Below are 24237 nucleotides of genomic sequence, written 5' to 3' on the forward strand. Positions count from 1 at the left end.
CGGCCGCGCGCGGACGGTGACGGTGCGCTGCCCTGCGGCGAGGTCACCGGGTTGTCCCGCCCCCGCGCAGTTCGTCGACCGCTGCCGCGAAACTGCGGCCACGCTGGGCATAGTCGACGAACATGTCGAGCGACGCGGCCGCGGGCGCCAGCAGGACGGCGTCCCCCGGTGCTGCGAGGGCGGCAGCCTCACGAACCGCGATGCGCATCGCCTCGGGTCCGCCGGCGCCGCGTGCGCTCACCCGACGGAGTTCCGGTGTGGCTCCACCATCCTGTCCGAGTTCGCTGCCGGGCTCGAGCCCGCTGTCCTGACTGCTCATTTCCCCATCGTCGCGCGTGTCGACCAGGACCACGGGGATGCCGGGGGCGTGTCGTGCCAGCGCGTCTGCAATCGAGCCCGCGTCGCGCCCGAGCAGAACGGCCCCGGTCAGTCGCGAGGCAACGTCGACGACCAGGTCGTCGACGCGCGCGCCCTTGAGGAGTCCGCCTGCTATCCACACAACCGCATCGCGCGCGAGAAGGGAGCTTCGGGCCGCGTGTGGATTGGTGGCCTTCGAGTCGTCGATGTAGTCGACGCCGTCGACGGTGCCCACCGGTGCGGCACGGTGCGGCCCGACCTGGTGCCTACGCAGCCCGTCGTGTACCGCCGCTTCCGGTACGTCGATCGCGCGGGCCAATGCTGCAGCCGCCAGCGCGTCGGACAGACCGGCCGGTCCTGCCGGGGTCACGTCGGTCACCGACGCGAGGACGGCGGAGTCGGCGAAGGCTCGGTCGACGAGCACGTCTCCGCTGATGCCGAGTTGACCTGCGTCCGGGTATCCGAGGGTGAACCCGACAGTGAGGACGGACCGGGACCGCTCGCGGAGTCCACCGGCGATCGGGTCGTCGAGTCCGAGGATCCCAACCGCGCCGGTGAGTGCGCCGAGCTTGGCGTCGATGTAGTTCTCGATGCCGCCGTGCCAGTCGAGGTGGTCTTCGGCGATGTTGAGGATGACTCCGGCCGCTGGTCGCACGGATGGGGCCCAGTGGAGTTGGAACGACGACAGTTCGACAGCAAGGACGTCGGCCCTCCGGTCGTCACGGCGCAACGCATCCAGTACGGGCAGGCCGATGTTGCCGCATGCCACGGAGGAGATGCCTGCCGATTCGAGGATCGCGTGCAGCATCATCGTCGTGGTGGTCTTGCCGTTCGTCCCGGTTACGACGAGCCATCGTCGGGCGGGGCCGTAGAGCTCGGCCTGGTCGATCCGCCACGAGAGTTCGATGTCGCCCCAGATCGGAACAGCGGCGCCCGCCGCACGCGAAAGCAGTGGCGCGTCGGGCGGGAATCCGGGACTGGTGACGACGAGGGCGTAGTCGCGCATGGACGCAGCGTCGTCGAGCGCCGCGGTGTCGAGCAGGGTGTCGAGTTCGACGGTCTCTGCACCGAGCTCGGCCGAGCGTGCCAGTGCCTCGGGATTGCGGTCGGTGACGGTGACGCGGGCCCCGAGGTCGAGCAGTGGCCTGATGGTGGCGCGGCCCGAGATTCCGGCGCCTGCGACGAGAACGCGCGCACCCCGCAGTCGCTGCAGTTCATCCGTCACGATGTCAGTCTCCGATCGCCGCGAGGTACTCGCTGTAGAACAGGGCGAGGCCCATGGCCGAGGCGATTCCGGCAAGCAACCAGAATCTGATGATCACCGTGGTTTCGGCCCATCCGCCGAGTTCGAAATGGTGATGGAACGGTGCCATCCGGAACACGCGGCGTCTGCTGGATCTGAAGACCGCCACCTGGATGACCACCGAGGCGGCCTCGGCGACGAACAGTGCGCCGATGACGACCATGAGAAGTTCGGTGCGGGTGGTCACAGACAGACCCGCGAGCATGCCGCCGAGAGCGAGCGAACCGGTGTCGCCCATGAAGATCTTCGCGGGAGCTGCGTTCCACCACAGGAACCCCAGGCAGGCCGCGCCACCTGCTGCGCACAGCAGTGCCAGGTCGAGCGGGTCGCGCACGTCGTAGCAGCCGGCTGTGGGCTCGACCGCACATGCGTTCCGGTACTGCCAGAAGGTGATGATCACGTAGGAACCGAGTACGAGTGCCATCGACCCTGCGGCGAGGCCGTCGAGGCCGTCCGTGAGGTTCACCGCGTTCGACCAGGCGCTCACAAGTAGGTAGACGAACAAGATGAAGACGATCGATCCCATCGACACCGTCGCGATGTCACGCACGTACGACAGATCGGTGCTCGCCGGGGACAGACCATCGGAATTGCGGAACTGAAGTGCCAGGATGCCGAACGCCACCGCGACGATGAGCTGCCCGACCAGTTTCGCGGTCTTGTTCAGGCCCAGATTGCGCTGTTTGCGGATCTTGATGAAGTCGTCGAGGAACCCGACGCCGCCCAGTGCGGTGGTCAGTCCGAGTACCAGTAGTCCCGAGGCCGACGGTCCTTCTGCGTCGTATGCCAGGCCGATCAGGTGCGAGCCCCAATACCCCGCCCACAGACCCGCGAGGATTGCCACACCACCCATGGTGGGAGTGCCGCGCTTCGCCTGATGACTCTGTGGCCCCTCGACCCGGATCTCCTGACCGAAGCCTTGCCGGGAGAACGCCTTGATCAACACCGGCGTGAGCAGAATCGACACCGCGAGTGCGATACCCGCGGCGAATAGGATCTGTCTCACCGTGCAGCCTCCGTCTCCAGAACAGCGTTGTCATCTCCGAGCAGGGCCTCAGCTATCGACCACAGGCCGACCGACTGCGACGCTTTCACCAACACGATGTCGCCTGGGCCGATTTCGTCGCGTAGCAGCTCGATTGCTGCGTCGGCATCGAGCACGTGGCTTGCTTCCTCGCCCCAGGATCCTTCCATCACCGCACCCTGGAACAGACCCCGGACCGGTCTTGTCGCACCGACCGCGATGATGCGCGAGATGTCGAGGCGCACAGCGAACCGGCCGATTGCGTCGTGTTCGACGACGGATTCGTCGCCCAGTTCTCCCATTTCGCCGAGGACGGCGAAGGTCCGTCGTCTGGCCGGCCCGCTGCGGGCCACTGTTGCGAGTGCCTTCAGTGCGGCTCGCATCGAGTCCGGGTTCGCGTTGTATGCGTCGTCGATGACGGTGACTCCGTCGGCTCGGGTGGTGACGGCCATCCGATGGGCAGAGACCGGGGCCGCTCCGGCAAGGGCGGCGCCGGCCTGTTCCGGTGTGGCACCACATTCGAGCGCGATCGCGATCGCGGTGAGCGCGTTTCCGACCTGGTGCTCCCCGTGGACCGCAAGTGTGACGGGCAGGCGCTGCTCGGTTCCGGTCGCGCGGTCGGTGATCGCGAGGGTGAAGGTGGGTCGGGCGTCCCCGTCGAGGGTGATGTCGGTGGCCGCGACCTGGGCGCTACCGGAGCTTCCGACGGTGACCACCCGCGCGCGGGTCCGCGCTGCCATGCGTGCTACCAGTGTGTCGTCAGCGTTGAGGATGGCGATGCCACCGTCGGCTTCGTCCGGGAGCGCTTCGACGAGTTCCCCCTTGGTCTGCGCGATCACCTCCCGCGAACCGAACTCACCGAGGTGGGCTGTGCCCACGTTGAGGACTGCACCGATCCTCGGTGGGGCGATCTGCGCGAGGGCTGCGATGTGTCCCGGTCCACGCGCCGACATCTCGAGTACGAGAAAGCGGGTGTCTCGGGTGGCGCGCAGCGCAGTCCAGGGGTGTCCGAGTTCGTTGTTGAAGGAACCCGGTGGTGCAACGACGGGCCCGAGAGGTGCGAGGACCGCTGCGATGAGGTCTTTCGTGGAAGTCTTCCCGGACGACCCGGTCACTCCGATCACGGTCAGTCCGTCGTCGACGAGCTCGTCGACGACTGTCCTGGCGAGTTTCGCAAGGCCGCTGAGGACAGCCGCACCGGATCCGTCCGGATCGTGCTCGAGGGCCAGGGCGTTGGTCTCGGCTGCGGGAATGGATGGGACGACGATGGCGGGCACACCCACCGGTCGCGCCGCGAGGACGGCGACCGCGCCCGCGTCGACCGCGGCCGCTGCATGATCATGGCCGTCGGTCTTCGCACCGGGCAGCGCGAGGAACAGGCTGCCCTCGGCAATCCGTCGGGAATCGAACTCGACTGTGCCGGTGACTTCGACAGCCGGGTCGTCGACATCGTGCAGGGTGCCCCCGACTGCCTCCGCGATCCGAGCCAGTGTCATCGGGATCATTCCGTGCCTCCGCTGCGCTGATGCCGTTCGATCGCTGCCGCGAGTACCTCGCGATCGTCGAACGGATGCTTGACTCCGTCGATTTCCTGGCCCCGCTCGTGGCCCTTGCCCGCGACGAGCACAACGTCGCCGGGACGCGCCCACGCGACCGCTGCTTCGATCGCAGCGGCCCGGTCGCCGATCTCCCGGATCTCACCCTGAGAGCCGTGCTCGAGTGCTCGGGCTCCCTCGAGGACCGCGGCCCGAATCGCTGCAGGATCCTCGGTGCGAGGGTTGTCGTCGGTGACGACGAGCAGCTCGGCCGAGGCCGCAACCGCACCCATGAGCGGACGTTTTCCGCGATCACGATCACCACCAGCGCCGACAACGACGGCAATACGTCCCGTCGTGCTGCGCCGCAGTGTGGAGATGACAGCTTCGAGCGCCGCCGGTTTGTGCGCGTAATCGACGACCGCAAGAAAACCCTGTCCGCAGTCCACTCGCTCGACGCGGCCCGGGACGTCGACGCTCGCGACTCCACGAGCAGCCACGTCGGGGTCGACTCCGACCGCAGAGCAGAGGGCAACTGCGAGCGCCGCGTTGGCGACGTTGTACCGCCCGGGCAACCGCACGCTCACTCGATGGGTCCGTCCTTCGGGGTCGGTCAAACCGAATTCCTGGGTGCCTGCGGGATCTGATTCGGCGTCGGTCACCGACCAGTCCGCACCCGCGCCCCGGGTCTCACTGGTCGACACCGTCCGTACGCCGGCGGGATCGCCGTCGTTCGCAGAGCGCGCGATCTCGGCCATGCGTATGCCCCAGTCGTCATCGACGCATACGACGGCGCGGTGTGCTCGAACAGGCGAGTCCGGCGCGAACAGGCGTGCCTTTGCGGCAAAGTAATCGTCGAGATCCTTGTGGAAGTCGAGGTGATCCTGTGACAGGTTCGTGAACCCACCGACCGCGAAATCGGTGGCGGCAACGCGACCGAGAGCAAGGGCGTGACTCGATACTTCCATCACTACCGTGTCGACGCCGTGTTCGAGCATGGTTGCGAACAACGCGTGGAGTTGCGGGGCTTCGGGGGTGGTCAGTGCGCTGGGTACTCGCTGGCCTGCGATTCGCGTCTCGACTGTGCCGACGAGACCGGTGACCCGCCCCGCGGCACCGAGGCCCGCTTCGACGAGATACGCCGTCGTGGTCTTGCCCGACGTTCCGGTGATTCCGATGACCTGCATCCGTTCGGACGGGTGTCCGTAGACCGTGGCCGATGCGAGGCCGAGTACGGCGCGGGGCTCGGGATGCACGAGCACCTGTACCGGGCCGGCCCCTCGAGCTGTGGTAGCGATCGCCTCGGCCCCTGCCGCGTCGGTGAGGACGGCTACGGCACCGCGATCGAGTGCGGCGCCGACGAAGGCGGCCCCGTGCGCGCGAGCACCCGGCAAAGCGGCGAAGAGGTCGCCCGGTCGGATCCGTTGGGCATTCAGATCGATCCCGGTCACGACCGCGCCTGCCTCCGCGGCACCGTCGGAGGCGGCATCGGATCCAACCGCGAGGAGGTCGGCGCCGATGGTGTCGGCCAGATCCCGAAGGGACGTCATCGGCGGATTCTCGGGTCGGCGTCCCTCCGCGAGGGGAGACGGATCCGGACTCGATGGCACAGGTACAAGTTCCTCTCTTGCGGCATCCCGCTGCTGCTCTCGATCGGTGCCTGACTACACCGCAGTGTCACGTTACCGACGTGTCAGGTTACCCAGACCGCAAGGCTGCACCGACACCCGTCCGAGCTCCCGGCGACGATATGAACATCAGGATTCAATCGGCCTGGAGAATCAGCTTGCCACCCGGTTCCGGCGACAACGGCACTGCGGCACGCTGCAGGAGCCACGAGGCGATATCTCGGAACAGTGGAGCCGCGGACTGGCCGCCGGTACCGTCCGAGCTGCGCGTGGGCGCATCGAGCATGATCCCGATCACGTACTTCGGATCGTCCGACGGAGCGATGCCCGCGAAGGTGATCCAGTAGTCCGAGTTCGAGTAGCACCCACAGTTGGGGTCGATCTGCTGGGCGGTACCGGTCTTACCTGCGATCTGGTACCCCTCGATCGCTGCCTGCGCCCCCGTCCCCTGCTGATTTCCCGTATCGGATTGGACGACCGACCGGAACATATCGCGCACCGTAGCTGCTGTCTGCGGACTCACCACCCGGACCGGATCGGGCGATTCCGTTTCGGTGCGGGTGCCATCGGGACCGATCGTCGCGTCGACGATGCGGGGCGGAATGCGCTCACCGTCGTTGGCGATCGCCTGATAGATCCCGGTCATCTGCAGCAGTGTCATCGACAGTCCCTGCCCGATCGGAAGGTTCGCGAACGTACCACCCGACCACTGCTCTCGGCTGGGCACCAATCCGGCGGACTCACCGGGAAGGCCCACCTCGGTGCGCTGACCGAGGCCGAACAGGTCGAGCATCTCGGCGAACCTGTCTTCACCGATGCGTTCTGCGAGCATGAGTGTGCCCACATTGGAGGACTTCCCGAAGATTCCCGTGGTGGTGTACGGCACGACGCCGTGGTCCCAAGCGTCCTTGACCGTGACACCCGACATATCGATGCTGCCGGGGACCTGCAGGACCTCGTCGGGTGTCGTGAGTCCGTCCTCGATCGCCGCAGCAGCAGTGATGATCTTGTTCACCGATCCGGGTTCGAACGGTGAGGCGACCGCCGGGTTGCCTTGCTCTGCCGAAGGCGGATTGTTGGCGACACCGATGGAGGGGTCGAACGTGCTGTCGTTGGACATCGCGAGTACCTCGCCGGTGTGCGCATCGAGCACCACCGCCGACGCGTTGTCGGCACCGGACAGATCTTTCGCTCGTTGCACCTGCTGCTGCACGTGGTACTGGATGTCGTTGTCGATCGTGAGCTCGACGGACGAACCGTTCACAGCGGGGTGCTGGTCGCGCCAACTTCCCGGAATAACCACACCGTCCGAACCGCGGTCGTAGGTGGACGATCCGTCGGTACCGGCGAGGACCGAGTCCATGGAGGCCTCGAGGCCGATCAGTCCGTACCCGTCCCACCCGGTCGCACCCACGATGTTCGCCGCGAGCGATCCGCCGGGATACAGCCGGATGTCCTGCCGTTCCAGCCCCACCATGCTGTATTCGTCGACGATGGCTGCCGCCACACCGGGATCCACCCCGCGAGCGAGATAGACGAATGTCTCGTCACTCTCGAGTTTCTCGAGCACCTCCTTCTTGGGTGCAGCGGCTCCGAGCGCATCGTGCAATGCGTCGGCCACTCCCTCGAGATACTCGGCGACCTCGGGCTGTGACGGGTCCTTCGCCCGGGCCTCGCTCAGTTCTTTCCGGACGCGCACAGGCTGGAACGTGATCGCTTTGGCTTCCATCGTGTAGGCGAGCGGATTACCGTTGCGGTCGCTGATCGTTCCGCGCGTTGCGGGTTCGACGAGTCGGGTCGTGCGCTGACTTGCTGCCTCTGCAGACAATGTCGGCGCTTGGAACAGTTGGATCGACAACAGTTGAGCGCCCGCGAGACCGAGGATTGCGAAAACCGCCCAGAGACCGAGTTTGTTTCGGAACTGGAACGCCGTGGTGTCGGTGCGACGGCGGCTCGGGCGCCATCCTGCACCCCTCGATGCGGGCCGACGCCTGGGAGCACTACCGCGCGGCCGAGCCGCACGGCGAGGGGTGGCGCCGTTCCTCACCGTTGTCCGGCCTCCGATCCCAACGGCTCACCAATCCGGGAAGCCTCGGGTTGCGGCAGTTCACTCACAGGCACCGATTGTTCCGCTTCTTCGGGAAGAACCGTGACATTCTCGGGCTGCGGCGCGGCGCCACCTTCCCGGCCTCCCGCGCCCGCGGCGGCCTCAGGCCCAGGACCGGCGGGAGCGCCGGGCGCAGGCTCACCGACAGGGGTCTGCGCTGCCGGCACGGAGGCGCGCGGCGCCTCTGCTGCCGCCGCGGCCCGGCTTTCGGGGTCCACCGCTTCAGGCGATTCCACAGCGTCTCGAGGTGCAGGCTGCTCGCCCGACGGCGACAACGGACGGGGATTCTCACGCCCGGCGCTGCCTGCAAGCGGAGGTTGCACATCGCCCCGCGGCTCCGGGGCATTCAGCGGCGCCGGCGGTGCACCCTGCGCGGCCACCGGTTCACCGACGACTTGCACCGAGCCGTCCTCGCCCACAACGAGCCTCGTTGCCTGCCCCGCGGGGATCATGCCGAGTTCTGCGGCATGCTGCGCGAGTACCGGAGCTGTCAGACCCGCTTCCACGTCACGCTGCAGCACTGCTCGCTGCTGAAGGAGACTCTCGTTGTACGCGCGGGCAGCACCGAGCTCGTAGGAGTCCTCCGCAGCCCGTGTCGTCAGAAGCAGGGTCACCATCATCCCGACCGCGAGCAGCGCAATGATGCTCGCGACGAACGGAATGCGTGTCGCGACACGGCGCGCACCGGTGGTGCGCCCGCGAGTCTCGGCCGGGGAGACCAGCTGTGCAGCCCGCTGATTGCGGCGCTGGTAGGCACGCTGCGCTGCCGTCGATCGAGCCTGCCGAGGTCGGGGCGGGGATGGCACCTGCAGGGTCATCTTCTACCTCCTGGCAATTCGTTCCGCGGCACGCAGCCGGACGGGCGCCGAGCGTGGATTCTTGTCGATCTCGTCGTCGGACGCGCGCTCTGCGCCCCGTGTGAGGATGCGAAGTTCCGGGCCCATTCCGGGCAGCTCCACCGGAAGCCCCTCAGGACTGCGGGATTTCGAGCGCGGTGCGAGCTCCTGCTTGACGACACGGTCTTCGAGGGACTGGTAGGACATGAACACCACTCGCCCCCCGATCGCGAGGGAATCGAGTGCCTCCGGAATCGCGCTGCGCAACGAATCGAGCTCGCCGTTGACCTCCACTCGAAGGGCCTGGAAGGTGCGCTTGGCGGGGTGCCCGCCGGTGCGTCGCGATGCGGCGGGAATCGTCCGGTACAGCAATTCGACGAGCTCGCCACTGTTCCGGAAGGGCGACTTCTCACGAGATCGCAGGATCTCGGACGCGATCTTCCCGGCGAATCGCTCCTCGCCGTAGGTACTGAGGATTCGGGCGAGATCACCGTGGCCATAGGTGTTGAGCACGTCGGCGGCCGTGATCCCGATGGTGGGATCCATCCGCATGTCCAGCGGCGCATCCTTCGAATAGGCAAATCCGCGTTCGGCCTCATCGAGCTGCATCGACGACACGCCGAGATCGAACAGGATTGCGTGCACCGACCCGACTCGGTCGAGGCCCACCCCTTCGAGCGCGTCGGCAATACCGTCGTAGCGGGTGTGGACGAAGTCGGTGCGGCCGGAGAACTCGGCCAAACGTCCGCGCGCAATATCGAGGGCGTCGGGATCCCGGTCGAGCCCTACCAGCCTCAGGCCGGGAAAGGTGCGCAAGAAATGCGCGGAGTGACCACCCAGCCCGAGAGTCGCATCGACGTACACCGCCCCGGCCCCGCCGGGACCTGCTGCCTCGATCGCCGGCCCCAGCAGCTCTATGGCGCGGTCGAGCAGTACCGGAACATGGCCGAAGCCATCAGTGTCGGTCGTTTCGGCGTCATCCTCGCCGTCCACCATGTGGTCCTCCGAAATCCTGCTCGTTCGATGCGGGCCACGCGGGCCGTTCGATTTTGGTGGTCGGTCGGATGGTCTGGATACGGCGGCGGCGAATGCCAGGAGGTCTCTGTCCGATCCCGGAGACCTGACACTGGGGAAGTGTGTCAGGGCTTCCGTTCCGTACCTGGCGCCGGGGAAGTGCGTCAGGGTCGGTCCCGGGCAGAGGCCTCACGGCACTCGCCGCGCAGAGCCGAAGAGTCGTCACAATATGTCGCGAAGTACCTCGTCCCTTGCTTCGGAGAAACCCTCCTCGTGCTCGGCCAGGTATGCCTCCCACGACTCGGCGTTCCAGATCTCGAGATAGTTGACAGAACCGATCACAACGCAGTCCTTGGTGAGCCCCGCGTATGTCCGATGCGACATGGACAACGTGATGCGGCCTTGCGAATCGGGACGCTGTTCATCCGTGCTCGCCGCGAGGTTTCGCAGGTAGGCACGCATGCTGGGGTTGCTGCGAGACGCTGCCGCCGCCCGTTCCGCGAGCGCGGTGAATTCATCGCGTGGATACACGGTCAGGCTGTGATCCTGCCCTTTGGTGATCATCAACCCTCCCGCCAGTTCATCTCGATACTTCGCAGGCAGAGTGAGCCTGCCCTTGTCGTCCAACTTCGGCGTGTAGGTGCCGAGAAACACCCGGAACCTCCCGCCTTGCCGGACGGACTCTGTGTCGTGCGACGAGGACTCTCTCGCTCCCCGCCGCGCCCCACAGTACCCCACTTCACCCCACGAATATCCGATTAACAGGCGTCCGATCGGCGTGTTGTTCTTGAAATTCCTGGTCAGCGGACGTGGCGGAGGTGGGGCACCGTGCGCGCCTGTGACGGTTACCGCGCTCGCACCCGCCTGTGACGTGCGCCCGGGAACATCGAAACGCAGGAAATTGCAGGTCCGCCTGGTGGGGGGCGACACCGAAACAGACAGATTGCGTTGCAGTGGGGCGCAGTGGGGTTGATGAGACCGGCCGGGTGTTTCGTATGCCCCACCGGCAAGGGAACACCCCACACATACAGGAAGGGCGCGACCCCCATGGGTCGCGCCCTTCCTGTATGTGTGCGCGGTGTGCGCGTCAGATCACTCTTGTTCGAAGCGACGCCGGAACCGCTCCTCCATCCGGTGGGTGAAGCCCTCCGAAGACTTCTTCCGACCACGAGTGGAAGCCTTACCGCGCTTTCCGGAATCCGCTCCGCTGGATGCGGCACCCGATGCGGATCGATGCCGTCCGTCGACCAGCACGAGAACTCCCGCACCGAACATCACGAGAAACCCGAGCAGGCTGATGATCGGGAACCCACCCGGTTTGACCGGTAGGGCAACTCCCGCGATAAGCAACGACAAACCCAATACGAACAGTGCGCCGGCCTGCAGCCGCCGCCTGTTGGACGCCATACCCAGTCGCTTTCCGCGAACGGTCGAGGCGAACTTGGGATCCTCAGCATAGAGCGCGCTCTCGATCTGATCGAGCATGCGCTGCTCGTGCTCGGAGAGTGGCACGGTACCTCCCCCGGCACTAAACGGTGGCCGCCGGACCCGGTGGGACGAATCCGGCGGGGCGCCGACATCACGGCCGCCTGAGTCAATGATACGAGCACATTTCCTCCGGGACCACCAACTACGAAAGTTGGTTCGATCTCCCGGGTCGAAAAGTACCGTTCGGCCAGGGGCCGAGGTCACATGCGAGACCCGGTTCCGCTCTCAGCGGACAAATAGCTCTCGACGTCGTGCAGGAAAAGTCCGACCTCGTCGAAGAAGGCCGATGCGTCTTCCGTATCGACAACCCGCTGCACCCCGGCCTCGACCGCGGCGCGCGCAGCTGATCGATCAGCGAAAAAATCTGCCCAGCCGGCGAACGATTCATCAGCGCGCATCATCATCACCCAGGCGTTTCGGGTCGCGGGCCTCCGTTTGGGACGTTGAGCCGCCCTCAGTTCCGCGGCTGCAACCACTGCGCCTGCGCCGCGCAATGCGGCGAGATAGGACAAGCGGAACCGTTCGCCGGGCGCGTCTGCACCTGCAGCTCCGGACAGGAGTTCGTCTGCCTTGCGCAACAGCGACGCAGCGCGGGCCGACATGGTCGGCCCCACACAACCCGCGAGGGCAGGCCCCCCGGCGGACCTATGTGATCTTGATCTCGAGGTGTTCGGGGCTGCCATGGCTCGTGCACCTTCCTGCCCTGCCGCAGTGCGGCTCCGGCCCGGACGATCCGGGGATGTTCGCTTCCCTCGAACATCCTCGGATCACCGGCATCGAACATAGGTTCGACGTATTCAATATAGCTGGACCCACCGACACGTCGTCAAGGGAAGGCGGTCTCCGTCCCCATATGAGCACTGACCCGAATCGGCACGACCCGAAGCCGGTACTCGTCGACCTCACCCCCACGGAGTTCCGGACCCACCTGCCCGATCTCCTGTCCGTCTACGTCACCGCCATGCGATATCCCCGAGGCACCGAACACCACCGCGCGCCGATGTGGTCGGAGCACGCCGATCGCGACGGCTGGCGCGCCGTCGCCGCAATGATGCCGGGCGACCCCAGTACTTTCGTCGGGATCGCCTACGGCTACCACGGGCACCCCCATCAGTGGTGGCACCAGCAGGTACGCGCCGGGATGCGGCACTCGGGAATGTCCCCGGACTCGATCGACGCGCTGCTCCGCGATTACTTCGAACTGACCGAACTGCACGTTCGGCCCGACGCTCAGGGCCATCGCATCGGCGAGGCACTCCTGCGACGATTGCTCCTGGATCGCCCAGAGGAGGCGGTCATGCTGTCGACACCCGAGATCGCAGAAGAAGACAACCGCGCGTGGCGTCTCTACCGGCGTTTCGGCTTCCGCGATGTGGTCCGGCGGTTCGTCTTCACCGGGGACGCTCGCCCCTTCGCTGTTCTCGGTCGCGCGCTCCCGATCGACGCGGCCCCCTCCAAGGCACCGCGATGACCGTCACAGGTAGTTCGGTGCTCGACGCCGTCGTCATCGGTTCCGGGCACAACGCACTCGTCTCGGCCTGCTACCTGGCACGCGAAGGCTGGTCGATCGAGGTCGTCGAGCGCGACACCGTCATCGGCGGCGCAGTCTCGACCGTGGAGCGATTCCCCGGATACGCGGTCGACCGCGGGTCGTCGGCTCACATCATGATCCGGCACTCCGGCATTCTCGAGGAACTCGATCTTGCTTCGCACGGCCTGCGGTACATCGATTGCGATCCATGGGCATTCGCCCCGCCTCCGGCGGGGAGCGGCCGACCCGGCATCGTCTTCCGACGCGACCTCGATCACACCTGCGCATCGATCGAGGCGGCCTGCGGGGAACGCGACGCCGAGGCATACCTCCGCTTCGTGCGCGAGTGGGGTCCGCGCACAGCTGCGGTCATGAGATCGTTCGCGGCGCCACCGACCGCCCGTCATCTCGTCCCGTCGTTCCGTGGGCTCGACCTCGGCGGGGGTGCTCTCGACCTGTCACGGCGATTCCTCACCTCCGGTGATGCCCTCCTCGACGAATACTTCGACGACGAACCGCTCAAGGCCGCACTTGCCTGGTTCGGTGCACAGTCCGGGCCACCGATGTCCGAGCCGGGCACTGCACCCATGGTCGGATTCGCTGCACTGATGCACACGTTGCCGCCCGGACGACCTGTCGGCGGCAGTGGTGCTCTCACACAGGCCCTGACGTCCAGGCTCGCCTCCGACGGAGGCACCGTGACGTGCGGCGACGCCGCGGTAGAGATCCGTCGGTCCGGCGAGATCTGGACGGTCCGCACAGAGTCCGGGCGAATCATCAGCGCCCGAACCGTCATCGCCGGATGCCACATTCTCACCACACTCGACATGCTCGAACAGGGTGGATTCGATGCCTCGCGGATCGGCGCGTGGAGACGACGGATTCGCGTCGGTCCCGGCATAGGCATGGTGCTCCGACTCGGCACCGATTCGCTTCCCCGTTATCGCGGCGCACCCGGTGACGGCGGTGACACCACCGGTCTGCAACTGCTCGTCGACGACCGCGCTCAGCTTCGTCTCGCGCACGGCGCGGCGCTTGCAGGAGAGTTGCCGCCGACGCCCGCTGTCCTGGCGATGAGCTTCTCCGCGCTCGACCCGTCGATCGCACCGTCCGGGGAACACCAGATCACTCTGTGGTCACAGTGGTACGCCTACCGGCTCGGCAATGGACGTACCTGGCGGTCGGAAGCCGCAGCCGAGACCGACCGGATCATCGCCGAGATGGAGACCCGGGCCCCCGGTTTCACCGCGGGTATCCGCCATATACACACGCAGACGCCCGAAGACATCGAACGTGAAATGGGGCTGATCGGCGGCAACGTCATGCACGTGGAGATGGCACTCGATCAGATGTTCTTCTGGCGTCCTGTCCCCGAGCTGTCCGGCTACCGCGTGCCGGGTACGTCCGGGATGTATCTCACAGGTGCATCGATGCATCCCGGAGGCGGCGTGTCGGGATCGAGCGGCCGCAGCGCCGCACGCGTCGCACTCGCCGACAGCGGTGGCGGCCTGCTGCGCAGAACACTCGGCCGGCTCGCACGGTGATCCGGAGGTCCACGCGAGAACCCGACGACGCGCCGGATCCGACCCGATGGTCAGAACGCACGACGTCGGCCTGGCACCATATCCCTGTGCCGCCGTCCTCCACATCCGTTCGCCCCGCAGCCGTCCCTCGCCAGGCCATCGCCCGCAGGGTCATCGCCGCCTTCGCACTTCTGATCCTGATGGTTCCCGCTCTCACCGGATGCCTTCGTGTCCAGACGTCCATGGGAATCTCGTCCGATGATCGGGTCTCCGGCCAGGTCGTCGCGGCGACGATCCCGATCGACGAGAACGACAAGGGCCCCGAACTCACCGTTCCCTCGGCCCTGGCCGGAAAAGTGCGCATTCAAGAGTACGCACAGGACGGATATGTCGGCAGCCAGGTCTTCTTCAGCGACCTGACCTTCGGCGACGTGCAGCAACTCGCGACCATGTCGGATCAGAGCGCCGGATCCTTCCAACTCTCCCTGCAGCGTGCAGGCGACCTCGTGTCGCTCACCGGGCGGGTCGATCTCGAAGCGGCCCCTGAACGCGGCACCGACGTCCAGTTCACCATCGCCTTTCCCGCGCGTGTGGCCACCACCAACGGCGACCGCGAGTCCGATTCGATCGTCTCGTGGAAACTCCCCGCAGGTGAAGTGAGCACGCTGCGCGCAGAAGTGCGTTACTCCGACCCCAACACCCGCGGATTTGCGGGATGGGCCGGGATCGTGGCCGGCGGCGCCACGGCCGTCACGCTCCTGATCGGCGCATTGGCCTGGTTCACTCGCAATCCCTCTGCCACACGACCGTCATCGAACGGTCGAAGCCGGTCCTGACCAGCACAACCGCCCAAAGATACGGCCGTCAGGCCGGTTGCGCCGCAGGTGCAGGCATTTCGATGCCGAGGCGCGTGAGCACCTCACTGGTGGCCCGCGCGAAATTCAGCGTGATGAAGTGCAGACAGGGAGCACCCTCGGCGATGAGGCGTTCGCACATCTCGGTGGCCACATCGATGCCGACCTCGCGCACAGCTGCCCGGTCCTCGTCCGGCCCGTCACCGGCTGCCCGCACGAGACGCTCCTCGAGCGCCACTGGGAGCTTCGATCCGGACAACTCCAAGCTACGGCGCGCCGATCGCAGCGAGGTGATCGGCATGATCTCGGGGATGATCGGCTTGGCGGCCTGCTCTGTGTCGAACGCGGCGACGCGGTCGCGCAATCTCAGATAGTGCTCCACGTCGAAGAACATCTGGGTAATGGAGTATTCGGCACCCGCGCGGAGCTTGTTCACCAGAAACCGGGTGTCGTGATCGAGGTCGGGTGAACGATGATGCCCCTCGGGGAACGAGGCCACCCCGACATGGAAGTCACCGAGGTCGCGTACGAGTCGCACCAGTTCGTCGGCGTGTGCGAGCCCCTCGGGGTGCTGTTCCCACTCACCGAGCGGGTTGCCGGGCGGGTCGCCGCGCAGCGCCAGAATATTCGTGATGCCGCGATCCGCATACGCACCGACCATCGCCCGAAGTTCGTCGACGCTGTGTCCGACAGCGGTCAGGTGCGCCACCGGCAGCAGCGTCGTCGCTTCCGCGAGTTCGCCGGTCACGCGGACTGTTCGGTCGCGCGTGGAACCTCCCGCACCGTACGTCATCGAGACGAACGCAGGGCCGAGCCGCTCGAACACCCGGACGGCGCGCCACAGTCGTGCCTCGGCGTCCGCGTCGCGCGGCGGGGAGAATTCGACAGAGAACGGAATCCGCCTGCCACGCAGATCGCCGAGGCGATGCACGATCGATGGCGTACGCGAATCACCATCTTGCTCGACTCGCTCGGCGCTGTCGGCCACCGCGCCCTCACCGGTCCCCCTGAAATCGACTACCACGCGTCCAGCATAGGGTGCGCCGACCAACGACCGGCCACCGGCGACGGCGAGGAGCGCCGGATAGGCTCGGTGTCGGTGTCGCGTGACCCGTCGCGCGACGCTCGACGCATTCGACCAGGAGGAATCCCCTGTCCACCGGACCCGCACCCGTGCCCCCCGTCCCGCTCCCCGAACTCGTCGAAGGCGCGCTGCGGCAGTTCTTCGATTCCAAGGCCCCCATCGTGGAGACCGTCGGTGGAGGTTACCCAGAGGCGGTCGCCGCGCTGGAGTCGTTCGTTCTCCGCGGAGGTAAGCGCATTCGTCCGTCGTTCGCGTGGTCCGGGTGGCTCGGTGCAGGCGGGGACCCGACCGGACCGCACGCCGGTGCGGTGTTACGGGCGTGCTCGGCACTCGAGCTGGTGCAGGCGGGTGCGCTGGTCCACGACGACATCATCGATGCGTCCACCACGCGTCGCGGCTTTCCCACCGTGCACGTCGACTTCGCCGGGCTGCACCGCGACAACGCGTGGCGTGGGGCGCCGGCAGAGTTCGGGCAGGCCGTCGCGATCCTGCTCGGCGATCTGGCGTTGGTGTGGGCGGACGACATGGTCCGCGAGGCCGGACTCCCCAGCGGGGCTGCAGCGCGGCTCGGCCCGGTCTGGGCGGCCATGCGCACCGAGGTCCTCGGTGGCCAGTACCTCGATATCGCGGGTGAGGCCGCAGCGGACGAGTCGGTCGAGGCCGCAGCCCGCGTCAACCGATTCAAGACCGCCGCGTACACGATCGAACGCCCACTGCATCTCGGCGCAGTTCTGGCAGGTGCCGACGAGTCGTTGATCGACGCGTACCGCCGTTTCGGCACCGATATCGGCCTTGCGTTCCAGCTGCGCGACGACCTTCTCGGCGTTTTCGGCGACCCGGCGGTCACCGGAAAACCGTCCGGCGACGACCTGCGCTCGGGCAAACGGACCGTGCTGTATGCGCTGGCACTGGAAGCCGCTGACGCCGACGATCCGATTGCCGCTGCGACCCTGAGGGAGTCGATCGGCACCGATCTGAGCGATCAGCAGGTCGAGCACATACGCAACGTGCTCGTCGAGGTCGGCGCTGTCGACAAGGTAGAGCAGCAGATCACCGCGCTCACCGAGCGGGCGTTCGCCACCCTCGGGTCCTCGGGGGCAACCGAGGAGGGCGCAGCACTCCTGCGGGAGGCGGCCTTGGCCGCGACGCGGCGCGCGGCGTGATGACCGTCCGTACCGTTCCCGACGCACAGCGAGTGGTCGTGGTGGGCGCTGGCCTGGCGGGACTGTCCGCTGCCCTGCACTTGCGTGGTGCCGGACGCGATGTGACCGTCCTCGAACGCTGCGATGCGGTGGGCGGCCGCGTCGGTGTCCACACCGGCCCCGGCTACGAGATCGACAACGGGGCGACCGTCCTGACGATGCCCGAACTGATCAACGACGCGCTCGCCGCCGTCGGAGCCGACCCGACCACCGTGCACCCGCCGCTGCACACCACTCGGCTCTCCCCCGCCTATCACGCCCGGTTCGCCGATGGCAGCACGCTCGACGTGCACTCGGATCCGGACTCGATGGTCGCCGAGGTCACCAGGGTGTGCGGCGCTGAGGAGGCGCGCCGATACCTGACATTGCGGCGATGGCTCGCGGACATCTTCGACACAGAATTCGACCGGTTCATGAACGCGAACTTCGATTCGCCGCTCGACCTGGTTTCCTCGCCGGGGGCCCTGTACGACCTGGTGAAACTTGTCCGGCTCGGCGGGTTCGGCAGGCTCGGTAAACAGGTGAACCGCCGGATACACGATCCTCGGTTGCGGAAGGTGTTCACCTTCCAGGCACTGTATGCGGGAGTGACACCGGCACGCGCCCTGGCGATATACGGCGCGATCCCGCACATGGACACCTCACTCGGTGTCTACGCCGTGGACGGGGGGATGCGTACCGTAGCCCGCGCGATGGCCGATGCCTTCGTTCGCGCAGGGGGCAGATTGCATCTCGGAGCCGACGTCACCGAACTGCGGTTCGCAGGTGATCGCGTCTGCAGCGTGCATACCGCGGACGGCAGCTGCTATCCGTGTGACGCTACGGTCCTGACCCCCGACCTGCCCGTAGTCGATGCGCTCCTGCCTCCCCCACGGTTCCGGAGGACACTCGCGTCCCCGTCAGCGGTCGTCCTGCACGGCACCGTACCCACCGCCGTCAGCAGGACGTGGCAGGCAGCGCACCATCACGTCATCGAGTTCGGTGCGCGGTGGGACGGCACCTTCCGCGACATCACCGCCCCCCGAGGGCGGGGACGGCTGATGACCGATCCATCGCTGCTCGTCACGCGGCCTGCACTGTCGGATCCGGACTTGTTGCTCCGCCGCAACGGAGCCGAGCACGAACCACTGTCCGTACTCGCGCCCTGCCCCAACCTCGAAAGCGCGCCGTTGGCGTGGGACGCGCTCGCAGGTCCTTACTCCAAGGAACTGCTCTCCACCCTGGACGCCCGCGGATACGCGGGAATCACCTCGGGATTCGACGTCGATCACATCGACACACCCGCGACGTGGGCAGCCAAGGGCATGTCGGCGGGTAGCCCCTTCGGAAGTGCCCACGTGTTCCGGCAGACGGGCCCGTTCCGTCGTCGCAACCTGGACCCGCGGCATCCCAATGTCGTTCTCGCGGGTTCCGGAACCGTGCCGGGTGTGGGAGTCCCTACGGTGTTGTTGTCAGGTCGGCTCGCTGCCGAGCGCCTCGGTGTCGGCCGGCAGTAGCACTGAGGTCCGCGCCACGCCGTCACCGAGGCGGACGCGCCGCCGTTTCCGGCTCCACTAAACTGTGTCATCGTTCTTGTCAGCTGCGCCCAGCACCAACGCGACTTCCGGGGGAGGAATCGTACCCATGTCGTCCCCTGCCGCTTCCGAAGCCGATCCCGGTGATCGGTCGGCCATCGAACCGGCAACGGAAATCCCGTCCCCGGAACCGCCCGGACGTCGTCGTAGTGCGGCCGAATTCCTTCGTGGCCCCGCCGGCAATGCGGCGGTCCTCGGAGCCTGCGGAGCGGCCTTCGTGACCTTCGGCAGCTTCGGTGCGGGCAGTGTTCGCCGTGTCGATCCGTTGCTCGAAGACATGTACCTCTCGTGGCTGCGATTCGGCCACGGTCATCTGCTCTCCACGATCATCATCTGGATCGGTGTCCTGCTGATGATCGGTGCTTGGGTCCGGCTGGGGCGTGCCGTGCTTGCCGACCGAGCATCGGTCCGCGACCTCTGGAAGGTCCTGCCCACGTGGACCGTTCCACTGCTGGTCGCCACCCCGATGTTCAGCCGGGACGCCTACTCGTATCTTGCCCAGGGCGCCATGTTGCGCGAGGGTTTCGATCCGTACTCGGAGGGCCCCGTCGTCAACCCGGGCCTGTTACTCGACAACGTCAGTAACGTCTGGACAACGACGACCACTCCGTATGGTCCGGTCCATCTGCTGCTCGGAGCAGGCATCACATCGATCACCGGCGACAACGTCGTGTCCGGCACGTGGCTGTGGCGTCTACTCATGCTGCCCGGTCTGGTGCTGATGGCCTGGGGCGTGCCCCGACTCGCACGCCGGATGGGCGGCAATCCCACCGTGGCGTTGTGGCTTGCGGTCCTCAATCCGCTCGTCCTCGTACACCTCGTCGGGGGTGTGCACAACGAGTTGCTGATGGTCGGACTGATGCTTGCCGGGATCGTGCTCGTGCTCGAAGGACGCCATCTCAGTGGCTTCGCGCTGGTATCGCTGGGCGCCGCCATCAAGGCCACCGCTGGACTCGCGCTGCCCTTCCTGGTGTGGGTGTGGATGATCCATGAACGCGACCGCGCGCTCGCAGAAGGCCGCGAACCCCCCTCCCCCATCAAATCGTTCGTCAAGACAGTCGGCATCGGGGTCGCGGTCTTCGTCTTCGTCTTCGGTGGTACCTCGCTGATCGCCGGAGTCGGCATCGGGTGGCTGACAGCACTGTCCGGATCGTCGAAGATCATCAACTGGCTTTCGCTTCCGACGATGATGGGCCATGCGATCACCTGGTTCACACCGTGGCGTCTGGGTTCCGTACTCGACGTGACCCGGATGCTCTGCATGATCGCTCTCGGCATCATCCTGGTCTACGCATGGTGGCGCTTCCGCCGCTCCGAACGCGACGCCGTCCTCGGCATCGTCATCGCACTCACGGCCGTGACGCTTCTGTCGCCGGCTGCGTTGCCCTGGTACTACTCGTGGCCACTTGTCGTGGCGGCAGCATTCAGGATGTCGACACGCACCCTGATGATCTTCGTCGCATTGTCGACGTGGCTGATGCTGATCTTCAACCCGGACGGCTCGATCGGGATGTACAACATCGCACACGTTGCACTCGCTGTGTTCGCTGCAGTCGTCGCCGCGCTCTCGTTGCGCAGTCCCGACCCACTGCATCTGCGCACGGCCACGCGGTGAGAACGGGCGTGCCTGCACCACGCCTGCGCACCGAGCGTGGTCCGCTCGCACCCGGCCACCTCGACGAAGCGTTCGCGTACTGCGCGTCGCTGACCGCCGCGCACGGTCGCACTTACGACCTCGCCGCGCGGTTGCTGCCGAAGGAGCGGCGGCGAGCCGTGCACGCCCTCTACGGTTTCGCGCGCATCGTCGACGACATAGTCGACGTCACCGCTGTCGATGATCCGGCTGCGGCTGTGCGCGGGGTCGATGACGCGGACACACGTCTACATCAGGCCCTCGAGGGCAATCCTGGGATACCCGACCCGACCGGCCTGGTGGTCCGGGCACTCGCCGCCACCATCGATCGCTACGACATCCCTGTGAGGTATTTCGAGGCCTTCCTCCGGTCGATGCGCATGGACATCCCAGGTACCAGCGAACACCGTGTCCGGTATCGCGACATGGCAGAGCTGCGCGAGTACATGTACGGGTCGGCCGCGGTGATCGGCCTGCAGTTGCTCACAGTGTTCGGCGTCGAGGACGTCGACAGGGCCGGGCCGTATGCGAGTGCGCTCGGCGAAGCGTTCCAGCTCACCAATTTCATCCGTGACGTCGGTGAGGACCTCGAGCGCGATCGCGTGTACCTGCCGAACGATCTGTGGGCGGCATTCGGTGTCGACGACGACCTGCTCCGCGCGAGCAAAAGCCACCGTCGCCCCGATCCTCGGGTACGACGCGCCCTCGCACACGCCGTTGCCTTGACCAGGGACCGCTACCGCGAGGCCGAACCCGGCCTTGACCTGCTTCCCCGCCGCGTCCGGCCTGGAATCCGCACCGCGTTCGTGCTGTACAGCCGAATCCTCGACGAGGTCGAGCACAGCGGTTACCAGGTCCTGGATCGACGCGTGGCGGTCCCGCGCCGCACGCGGACGTCCGTCGCGGTGATGCAGGCGGCTTCGGGCGCGATAGCGGGACGACCCTGGAAGCACTCACCCCGTGTGCAGGAAGGCCGATCGTCCTAGAATGCCGACGACTGCGCCCGCCTGATCACTTCCCTCATCGAATCGGTGTGCAACGCGTTGATGGCGTTTCCGCCGGGGAGAGTGTCGTCCTCCCGGAACATCCATTCCAGAATCTCTGTATCGGTGAATCCCCCGTCGTGGAGCACCGAGATGAGTCCCGGAAGGCCCTTGGCGATCGCTCCGGTGCCGTCGAAGAACACCTCGGGGACAACCGGAACGCGGTCTCGTTTGAACGCGATCAGCTGGCGGTCGCGCAACAGCTGATGAACGCGTGTAATGGCGAGGTCGAGTTGCTTGGCCACGTCGACGAGCTGCAGGACGGGAACGGTCCGGTCGAGGACGTCGTCGCAGTACGGAATAGTGCTCACCGTTCCACCGTATCGCCGATGCATGGAGGGCACGTACGCGACCACCTGCCGGCACCATGACTACGATCGACAGGGACGAAATCGGGACACAGAGACACGGGGGTACACCGGGTGACCGCTGGAGGCGACCATGTGGTCGGCAAGCTCCTCGACCGGCGCTATCTGATCGAAGCACGGATTGCCCGCGGTGGCATGTCGACCGTGTACCGCGCGACCGATCAACGTCTCGATCGTCCGGTCGCGGTGAAGGTCATGGACCATCAGTTCGCTGCCGACCCCCAATTCCTCGCGCGGTTCGAGTTCGAGGCCCGGTCGGTGGCGCGACTCAACCATCCGGGTCTCGTCGCGGTGTACGACCAGGGACAAGATGGTGACGACGTGTTCCTCGTCATGGAACTCGTCGAAGGAGGCACACTTCGCGAGCTACTTCGCGAGCGCGGACCCATGCCTCCGCACGCCGCCGCTGCTGTGGCAGCGCCCGTGCTCGGTGCGCTCGCGGTGGCTCATCGTGCCGGCCTCGTGCACCGCGACGTCAAGCCCGAGAACATCCTCATCTCCCGGAACGGCGAGGTGAAGATCGCCGATTTCGGGCTTGTCCGTGCAGTCGCGGCCGCGAATACGACATCGCGCAGTGTGATCTTGGGTACGGCCGCGTACCTCTCGCCGGAGCAGGTCACAACCGGTAATGCCGACGCGCGCAGCGACGTGTACTCGACCGGTGTACTGATTTTCGAGATGCTGACCGGACGCACCCCTTTCACTGGCGACACGTCACTGTCGGTTGCGTATCAGCGTGTCGAGAAGGACGTACCCGATCCCGGTACATGGATCGACGGTGTTCCGGAAGAATTCGACACGCTGGTACGTCGTGCGACAGAGCGTGAGCCGGACGAACGATACGCCGATGCGGGTGCGATGGCCGATGCCCTCACCGACCTCAGCGACGCACTCGATCTTCCTCGCTACCGGGTCCCGGCGCCCCGGAAATCCGCGATCACCGCGAAGACTGCTGTCTCGGCCCCCGCGCCGCCGTCGCCGCTCACGCCGAACGCGGTTCCCGAGACCACCGCGATCAGGCCACAGGCTGCGGCTACCGCGGATGCGGCCCCGACCGTTGTCCATCAGGCGGCGGCTTCGCCGATCCCGCAAGGCCACGCCCAGCCGCAGCACACCAAGGTCGTCACGCGAGAGCACACCCGAGACGAAATCCAGGGACGTCACGATGGTGGCTCCGGAGCCGGCGACGGTACGCAGGTCGATTACCGCGCAAACCGACGCGCCTCCCGACGCACCACCACCGGCTGGATCGTCGGGATCGTCGTACTCGCACTGCTCATGGGCCTGGCCGGATGGTGGCTCGGATCGGGGCGGATGATCGACATTCCTGCGGTACAGGGCATGGATGCTGCCGCGGCCGCCGCAGCCGTCGAGACGGCAGGCGCGGCCGTGGTGACCCGCGGTGAGTACTCGGACGCGGTTCCGATCGACACGGTGCTCGGTACCGATCCGGCGGTGGGTTCGCAGGTTCCGCGCGGCGATACCGTCGCGCTGCTCGTGTCGTTGGGTCGACCGACGGTACCGGGAGTCCCCGGAGGGGGCGACCGGAACACGGTCGAGGACGAACTGCGGCGGCGCACGTTCGAACCGGTCGACGGCGGGACGGCGTTCAGCACATCGGCCCCGGAGGGGTCGGTCGCGGCGCTCGATCCCGCCCCGGGCACCGTGCTCCCGGTCGGCGCGAAGGTCGAGGTGATTATCAGCAAGGGTGCCGCGCCAGTGGAACTTCCGGATCTGGAGGGCCGGACGGTCGACGCCGCGCGCGCAGCACTCGAGAAGGTCGGCCTGACAGTCCAGGACGAACGAGAGGTGTTCGATCCCGATGTCGACGCGGGCCGGGTATCCGGAACCGATCCGTCCGAGGGTGACCGGGTCGGAGCGGGCGGCACGGTGACACTGCTCGTGTCGAACGCGGTGAAGGTGCCGTCGATGATGGGGCGTTCGGTCGGGTCTTCACGAGACGAACTGGCGCGGCTGGGACTGGATGTGGAAGTGCGACAGCTCGCCGACTCAGACCGATCCGTGGTGATCGGGCAGAGCCCCGGCGCCGGGAGCCGAACCGAACCGGGCACTACGGTCGTGCTGACCGCCGTGCCCTGATCCGTTCTGCTCCACGGTCCTCTGTGGGCCCGC

The 24237-nt window shown here is 66.7% G+C and carries 20 protein-coding genes; 8 read left to right on the forward strand and 12 right to left on the reverse strand.

Features of this window, described 5'->3' with window-relative positions:
* Nucleotides 1-43 precede the first annotated feature (43 nt).
* The 10 genes from murD to ACTDXD_RS26100 all read right to left on the reverse strand — a co-directional run bounded on the left by murD (nucleotide 44) and on the right by ACTDXD_RS26100 (nucleotide 11894).
* Nucleotides 44-1582: a UDP-N-acetylmuramoyl-L-alanine--D-glutamate ligase gene (gene murD / locus ACTDXD_RS26055; RefSeq protein ID WP_440125034.1), complete on the reverse strand. Its 1539-nt coding sequence runs from the start codon at nucleotides 1580-1582 to the stop codon at nucleotides 44-46.
* 4 nt (nucleotides 1583-1586) lie between these two features.
* On the reverse strand, nucleotides 1587-2666 hold the full coding sequence (gene mraY, locus ACTDXD_RS26060) for a phospho-N-acetylmuramoyl-pentapeptide-transferase (protein ID WP_169686417.1): 1080 nt from the start codon (nucleotides 2664-2666) through the stop codon (nucleotides 1587-1589).
* Nucleotides 2663-4189, reverse strand: coding sequence for a UDP-N-acetylmuramoyl-tripeptide--D-alanyl-D-alanine ligase (locus tag ACTDXD_RS26065; protein ID WP_440125035.1), 1527 nt, complete (start codon nucleotides 4187-4189; stop codon nucleotides 2663-2665). Before ACTDXD_RS26065 ends, mraY begins: the two co-directional genes overlap by 4 nt.
* On the reverse strand, nucleotides 4186-5769 hold the full coding sequence (locus ACTDXD_RS26070) for a UDP-N-acetylmuramoyl-L-alanyl-D-glutamate--2,6-diaminopimelate ligase (RefSeq protein WP_440125036.1): 1584 nt from the start codon (nucleotides 5767-5769) through the stop codon (nucleotides 4186-4188). Before ACTDXD_RS26070 ends, ACTDXD_RS26065 begins: the two co-directional genes overlap by 4 nt.
* Nucleotides 5770-5983: 214 nt before the next feature.
* Nucleotides 5984-7894, reverse strand: coding sequence for a peptidoglycan D,D-transpeptidase FtsI family protein (locus ACTDXD_RS26075; protein ID WP_440125037.1), 1911 nt, complete (start codon nucleotides 7892-7894; stop codon nucleotides 5984-5986).
* The gene (locus ACTDXD_RS26080) at nucleotides 7891-8772 is read right to left on the reverse strand and encodes a hypothetical protein (RefSeq protein WP_440125038.1); all 882 of its coding nucleotides are present in this window, start codon (nucleotides 8770-8772) and stop codon (nucleotides 7891-7893) included. Before ACTDXD_RS26080 ends, ACTDXD_RS26075 begins: the two co-directional genes overlap by 4 nt.
* A 3-nt stretch (nucleotides 8773-8775) precedes the next feature.
* Nucleotides 8776-9786: a 16S rRNA (cytosine(1402)-N(4))-methyltransferase RsmH gene (gene rsmH, locus ACTDXD_RS26085; RefSeq protein WP_440125039.1), complete on the reverse strand. Its 1011-nt coding sequence runs from the start codon at nucleotides 9784-9786 to the stop codon at nucleotides 8776-8778.
* Between the two features lie 240 nt (nucleotides 9787-10026).
* Complete coding sequence (gene mraZ, locus ACTDXD_RS26090) at nucleotides 10027-10458, reverse strand: division/cell wall cluster transcriptional repressor MraZ (protein WP_440125040.1); 432 nt, start codon at nucleotides 10456-10458, stop codon at nucleotides 10027-10029.
* Nucleotides 10459-10896: 438 nt separating this feature from the next.
* The gene (locus tag ACTDXD_RS26095; protein WP_440125041.1) at nucleotides 10897-11316 is read right to left on the reverse strand and encodes a DUF3040 domain-containing protein; all 420 of its coding nucleotides are present in this window, start codon (nucleotides 11314-11316) and stop codon (nucleotides 10897-10899) included.
* A gap of 176 nt (nucleotides 11317-11492) precedes the next feature.
* The gene (locus tag ACTDXD_RS26100; protein WP_440125042.1) at nucleotides 11493-11894 is read right to left on the reverse strand and encodes an SAV_6107 family HEPN domain-containing protein; all 402 of its coding nucleotides are present in this window, start codon (nucleotides 11892-11894) and stop codon (nucleotides 11493-11495) included.
* 251 nt (nucleotides 11895-12145) lie between these two features.
* Here ACTDXD_RS26100 and ACTDXD_RS26105 point away from each other — a divergent pair, with 251 nt between their 5' ends.
* The 3 genes from ACTDXD_RS26105 (at nucleotide 12146) to ACTDXD_RS26115 (ending at nucleotide 15182) form a co-directional block, all read left to right on the forward strand.
* The gene (locus ACTDXD_RS26105; protein WP_440125043.1) at nucleotides 12146-12763 is read left to right on the forward strand and encodes a GNAT family N-acetyltransferase; all 618 of its coding nucleotides are present in this window, start codon (nucleotides 12146-12148) and stop codon (nucleotides 12761-12763) included.
* Nucleotides 12760-14367, forward strand: a complete 1608-nt coding sequence (locus ACTDXD_RS26110) for a phytoene desaturase family protein (protein WP_440125044.1) — start codon at nucleotides 12760-12762, stop codon at nucleotides 14365-14367. Before ACTDXD_RS26105 ends, ACTDXD_RS26110 begins: the two co-directional genes overlap by 4 nt.
* Before the next feature lie 179 nt (nucleotides 14368-14546).
* Nucleotides 14547-15182: an LppM family (lipo)protein gene (locus ACTDXD_RS26115; RefSeq protein WP_440127807.1), complete on the forward strand. Its 636-nt coding sequence runs from the start codon at nucleotides 14547-14549 to the stop codon at nucleotides 15180-15182.
* 28 nt (nucleotides 15183-15210) lie between these two features.
* On the opposite strand, the gene ACTDXD_RS26120 is transcribed toward ACTDXD_RS26115, so the two are convergent.
* On the reverse strand, nucleotides 15211-16131 hold the full coding sequence (locus ACTDXD_RS26120; protein WP_440127808.1) for a methylenetetrahydrofolate reductase: 921 nt from the start codon (nucleotides 16129-16131) through the stop codon (nucleotides 15211-15213).
* Nucleotides 16132-16373: 242 nt separating this feature from the next.
* Here ACTDXD_RS26120 and ACTDXD_RS26125 point away from each other — a divergent pair, with 242 nt between their 5' ends.
* From ACTDXD_RS26125 to ACTDXD_RS26140, 4 genes are all read left to right on the forward strand, one after another.
* Nucleotides 16374-17447 (forward strand): polyprenyl synthetase family protein, encoded by a 1074-nt coding sequence (locus ACTDXD_RS26125; RefSeq protein WP_440125045.1) that lies wholly within the window; start codon nucleotides 16374-16376, stop codon nucleotides 17445-17447.
* On the forward strand, nucleotides 17447-18982 hold the full coding sequence (gene crtI / locus ACTDXD_RS26130) for a phytoene desaturase family protein (RefSeq protein ID WP_440125046.1): 1536 nt from the start codon (nucleotides 17447-17449) through the stop codon (nucleotides 18980-18982). The genes ACTDXD_RS26125 and crtI overlap by 1 nt, the downstream gene beginning before the upstream one ends.
* A 127-nt stretch (nucleotides 18983-19109) precedes the next feature.
* Nucleotides 19110-20675 (forward strand): alpha-(1->6)-mannopyranosyltransferase A, encoded by a 1566-nt coding sequence (locus ACTDXD_RS26135; protein WP_440125047.1) that lies wholly within the window; start codon nucleotides 19110-19112, stop codon nucleotides 20673-20675.
* An 8-nt stretch (nucleotides 20676-20683) separates the two neighbouring features.
* A complete protein-coding gene (locus ACTDXD_RS26140) occupies nucleotides 20684-21679 on the forward strand; it encodes a phytoene/squalene synthase family protein (protein WP_440125048.1) in 996 nt (331 codons plus the stop codon).
* Here the strand turns inward: ACTDXD_RS26140 and ACTDXD_RS26145 are convergent.
* Nucleotides 21676-22047 carry an Rv2175c family DNA-binding protein gene (locus tag ACTDXD_RS26145; protein ID WP_440125049.1) on the reverse strand — a complete coding sequence of 124 codons (372 nt, stop codon included), beginning with the start codon at nucleotides 22045-22047 and terminating at the stop codon, nucleotides 21676-21678. The genes ACTDXD_RS26140 and ACTDXD_RS26145 overlap by 4 nt on opposite strands.
* 111 nt (nucleotides 22048-22158) lie before the next feature.
* Between ACTDXD_RS26145 and pknB the strand changes: the two genes are divergently transcribed.
* Complete coding sequence (pknB, locus tag ACTDXD_RS26150) at nucleotides 22159-24204, forward strand: Stk1 family PASTA domain-containing Ser/Thr kinase (protein WP_440125050.1); 2046 nt, start codon at nucleotides 22159-22161, stop codon at nucleotides 24202-24204.
* Nucleotides 24205-24237: the final 33 nt, after the last annotated feature.

Origin of the sequence: Rhodococcus sp. SJ-3, assembly GCF_051918125.1 — a bacterium.
Lineage (GTDB): Bacteria > Actinomycetota > Actinomycetes > Mycobacteriales > Mycobacteriaceae > Rhodococcus.

Excerpts from the sequence above, each read along its gene's own strand:
- ACTDXD_RS26105 (WP_440125043.1), top strand. The coding sequence starts at position 12,146 with ATGAGCACTGACCCGAATCGGCACGACCCGAAGCCGGTACTCGTCGAC.
- ACTDXD_RS26065 (WP_440125035.1), bottom strand. The coding sequence starts at position 4,189 with ATGATCCCGATGACACTGGCTCGGATCGCGGAGGCAGTCGGGGGCACC.
- ACTDXD_RS26135 (WP_440125047.1), top strand. The coding sequence starts at position 19,110 with ATGTCGTCCCCTGCCGCTTCCGAAGCCGATCCCGGTGATCGGTCGGCC.
- ACTDXD_RS26100 (WP_440125042.1), bottom strand. The coding sequence starts at position 11,894 with ATGTCGGCCCGCGCTGCGTCGCTGTTGCGCAAGGCAGACGAACTCCTG.
- crtI (WP_440125046.1), top strand. The coding sequence starts at position 17,447 with ATGACCGTCCGTACCGTTCCCGACGCACAGCGAGTGGTCGTGGTGGGC.
- ACTDXD_RS26115 (WP_440127807.1), top strand. The coding sequence starts at position 14,547 with ATGGTTCCCGCTCTCACCGGATGCCTTCGTGTCCAGACGTCCATGGGA.
- ACTDXD_RS26070 (WP_440125036.1), bottom strand. The coding sequence starts at position 5,769 with ATGACGTCCCTTCGGGATCTGGCCGACACCATCGGCGCCGACCTCCTC.
- ACTDXD_RS26080 (WP_440125038.1), bottom strand. The coding sequence starts at position 8,772 with ATGACCCTGCAGGTGCCATCCCCGCCCCGACCTCGGCAGGCTCGATCG.
- ACTDXD_RS26110 (WP_440125044.1), top strand. The coding sequence starts at position 12,760 with ATGACCGTCACAGGTAGTTCGGTGCTCGACGCCGTCGTCATCGGTTCC.
- rsmH (WP_440125039.1), bottom strand. The coding sequence starts at position 9,786 with ATGGTGGACGGCGAGGATGACGCCGAAACGACCGACACTGATGGCTTC.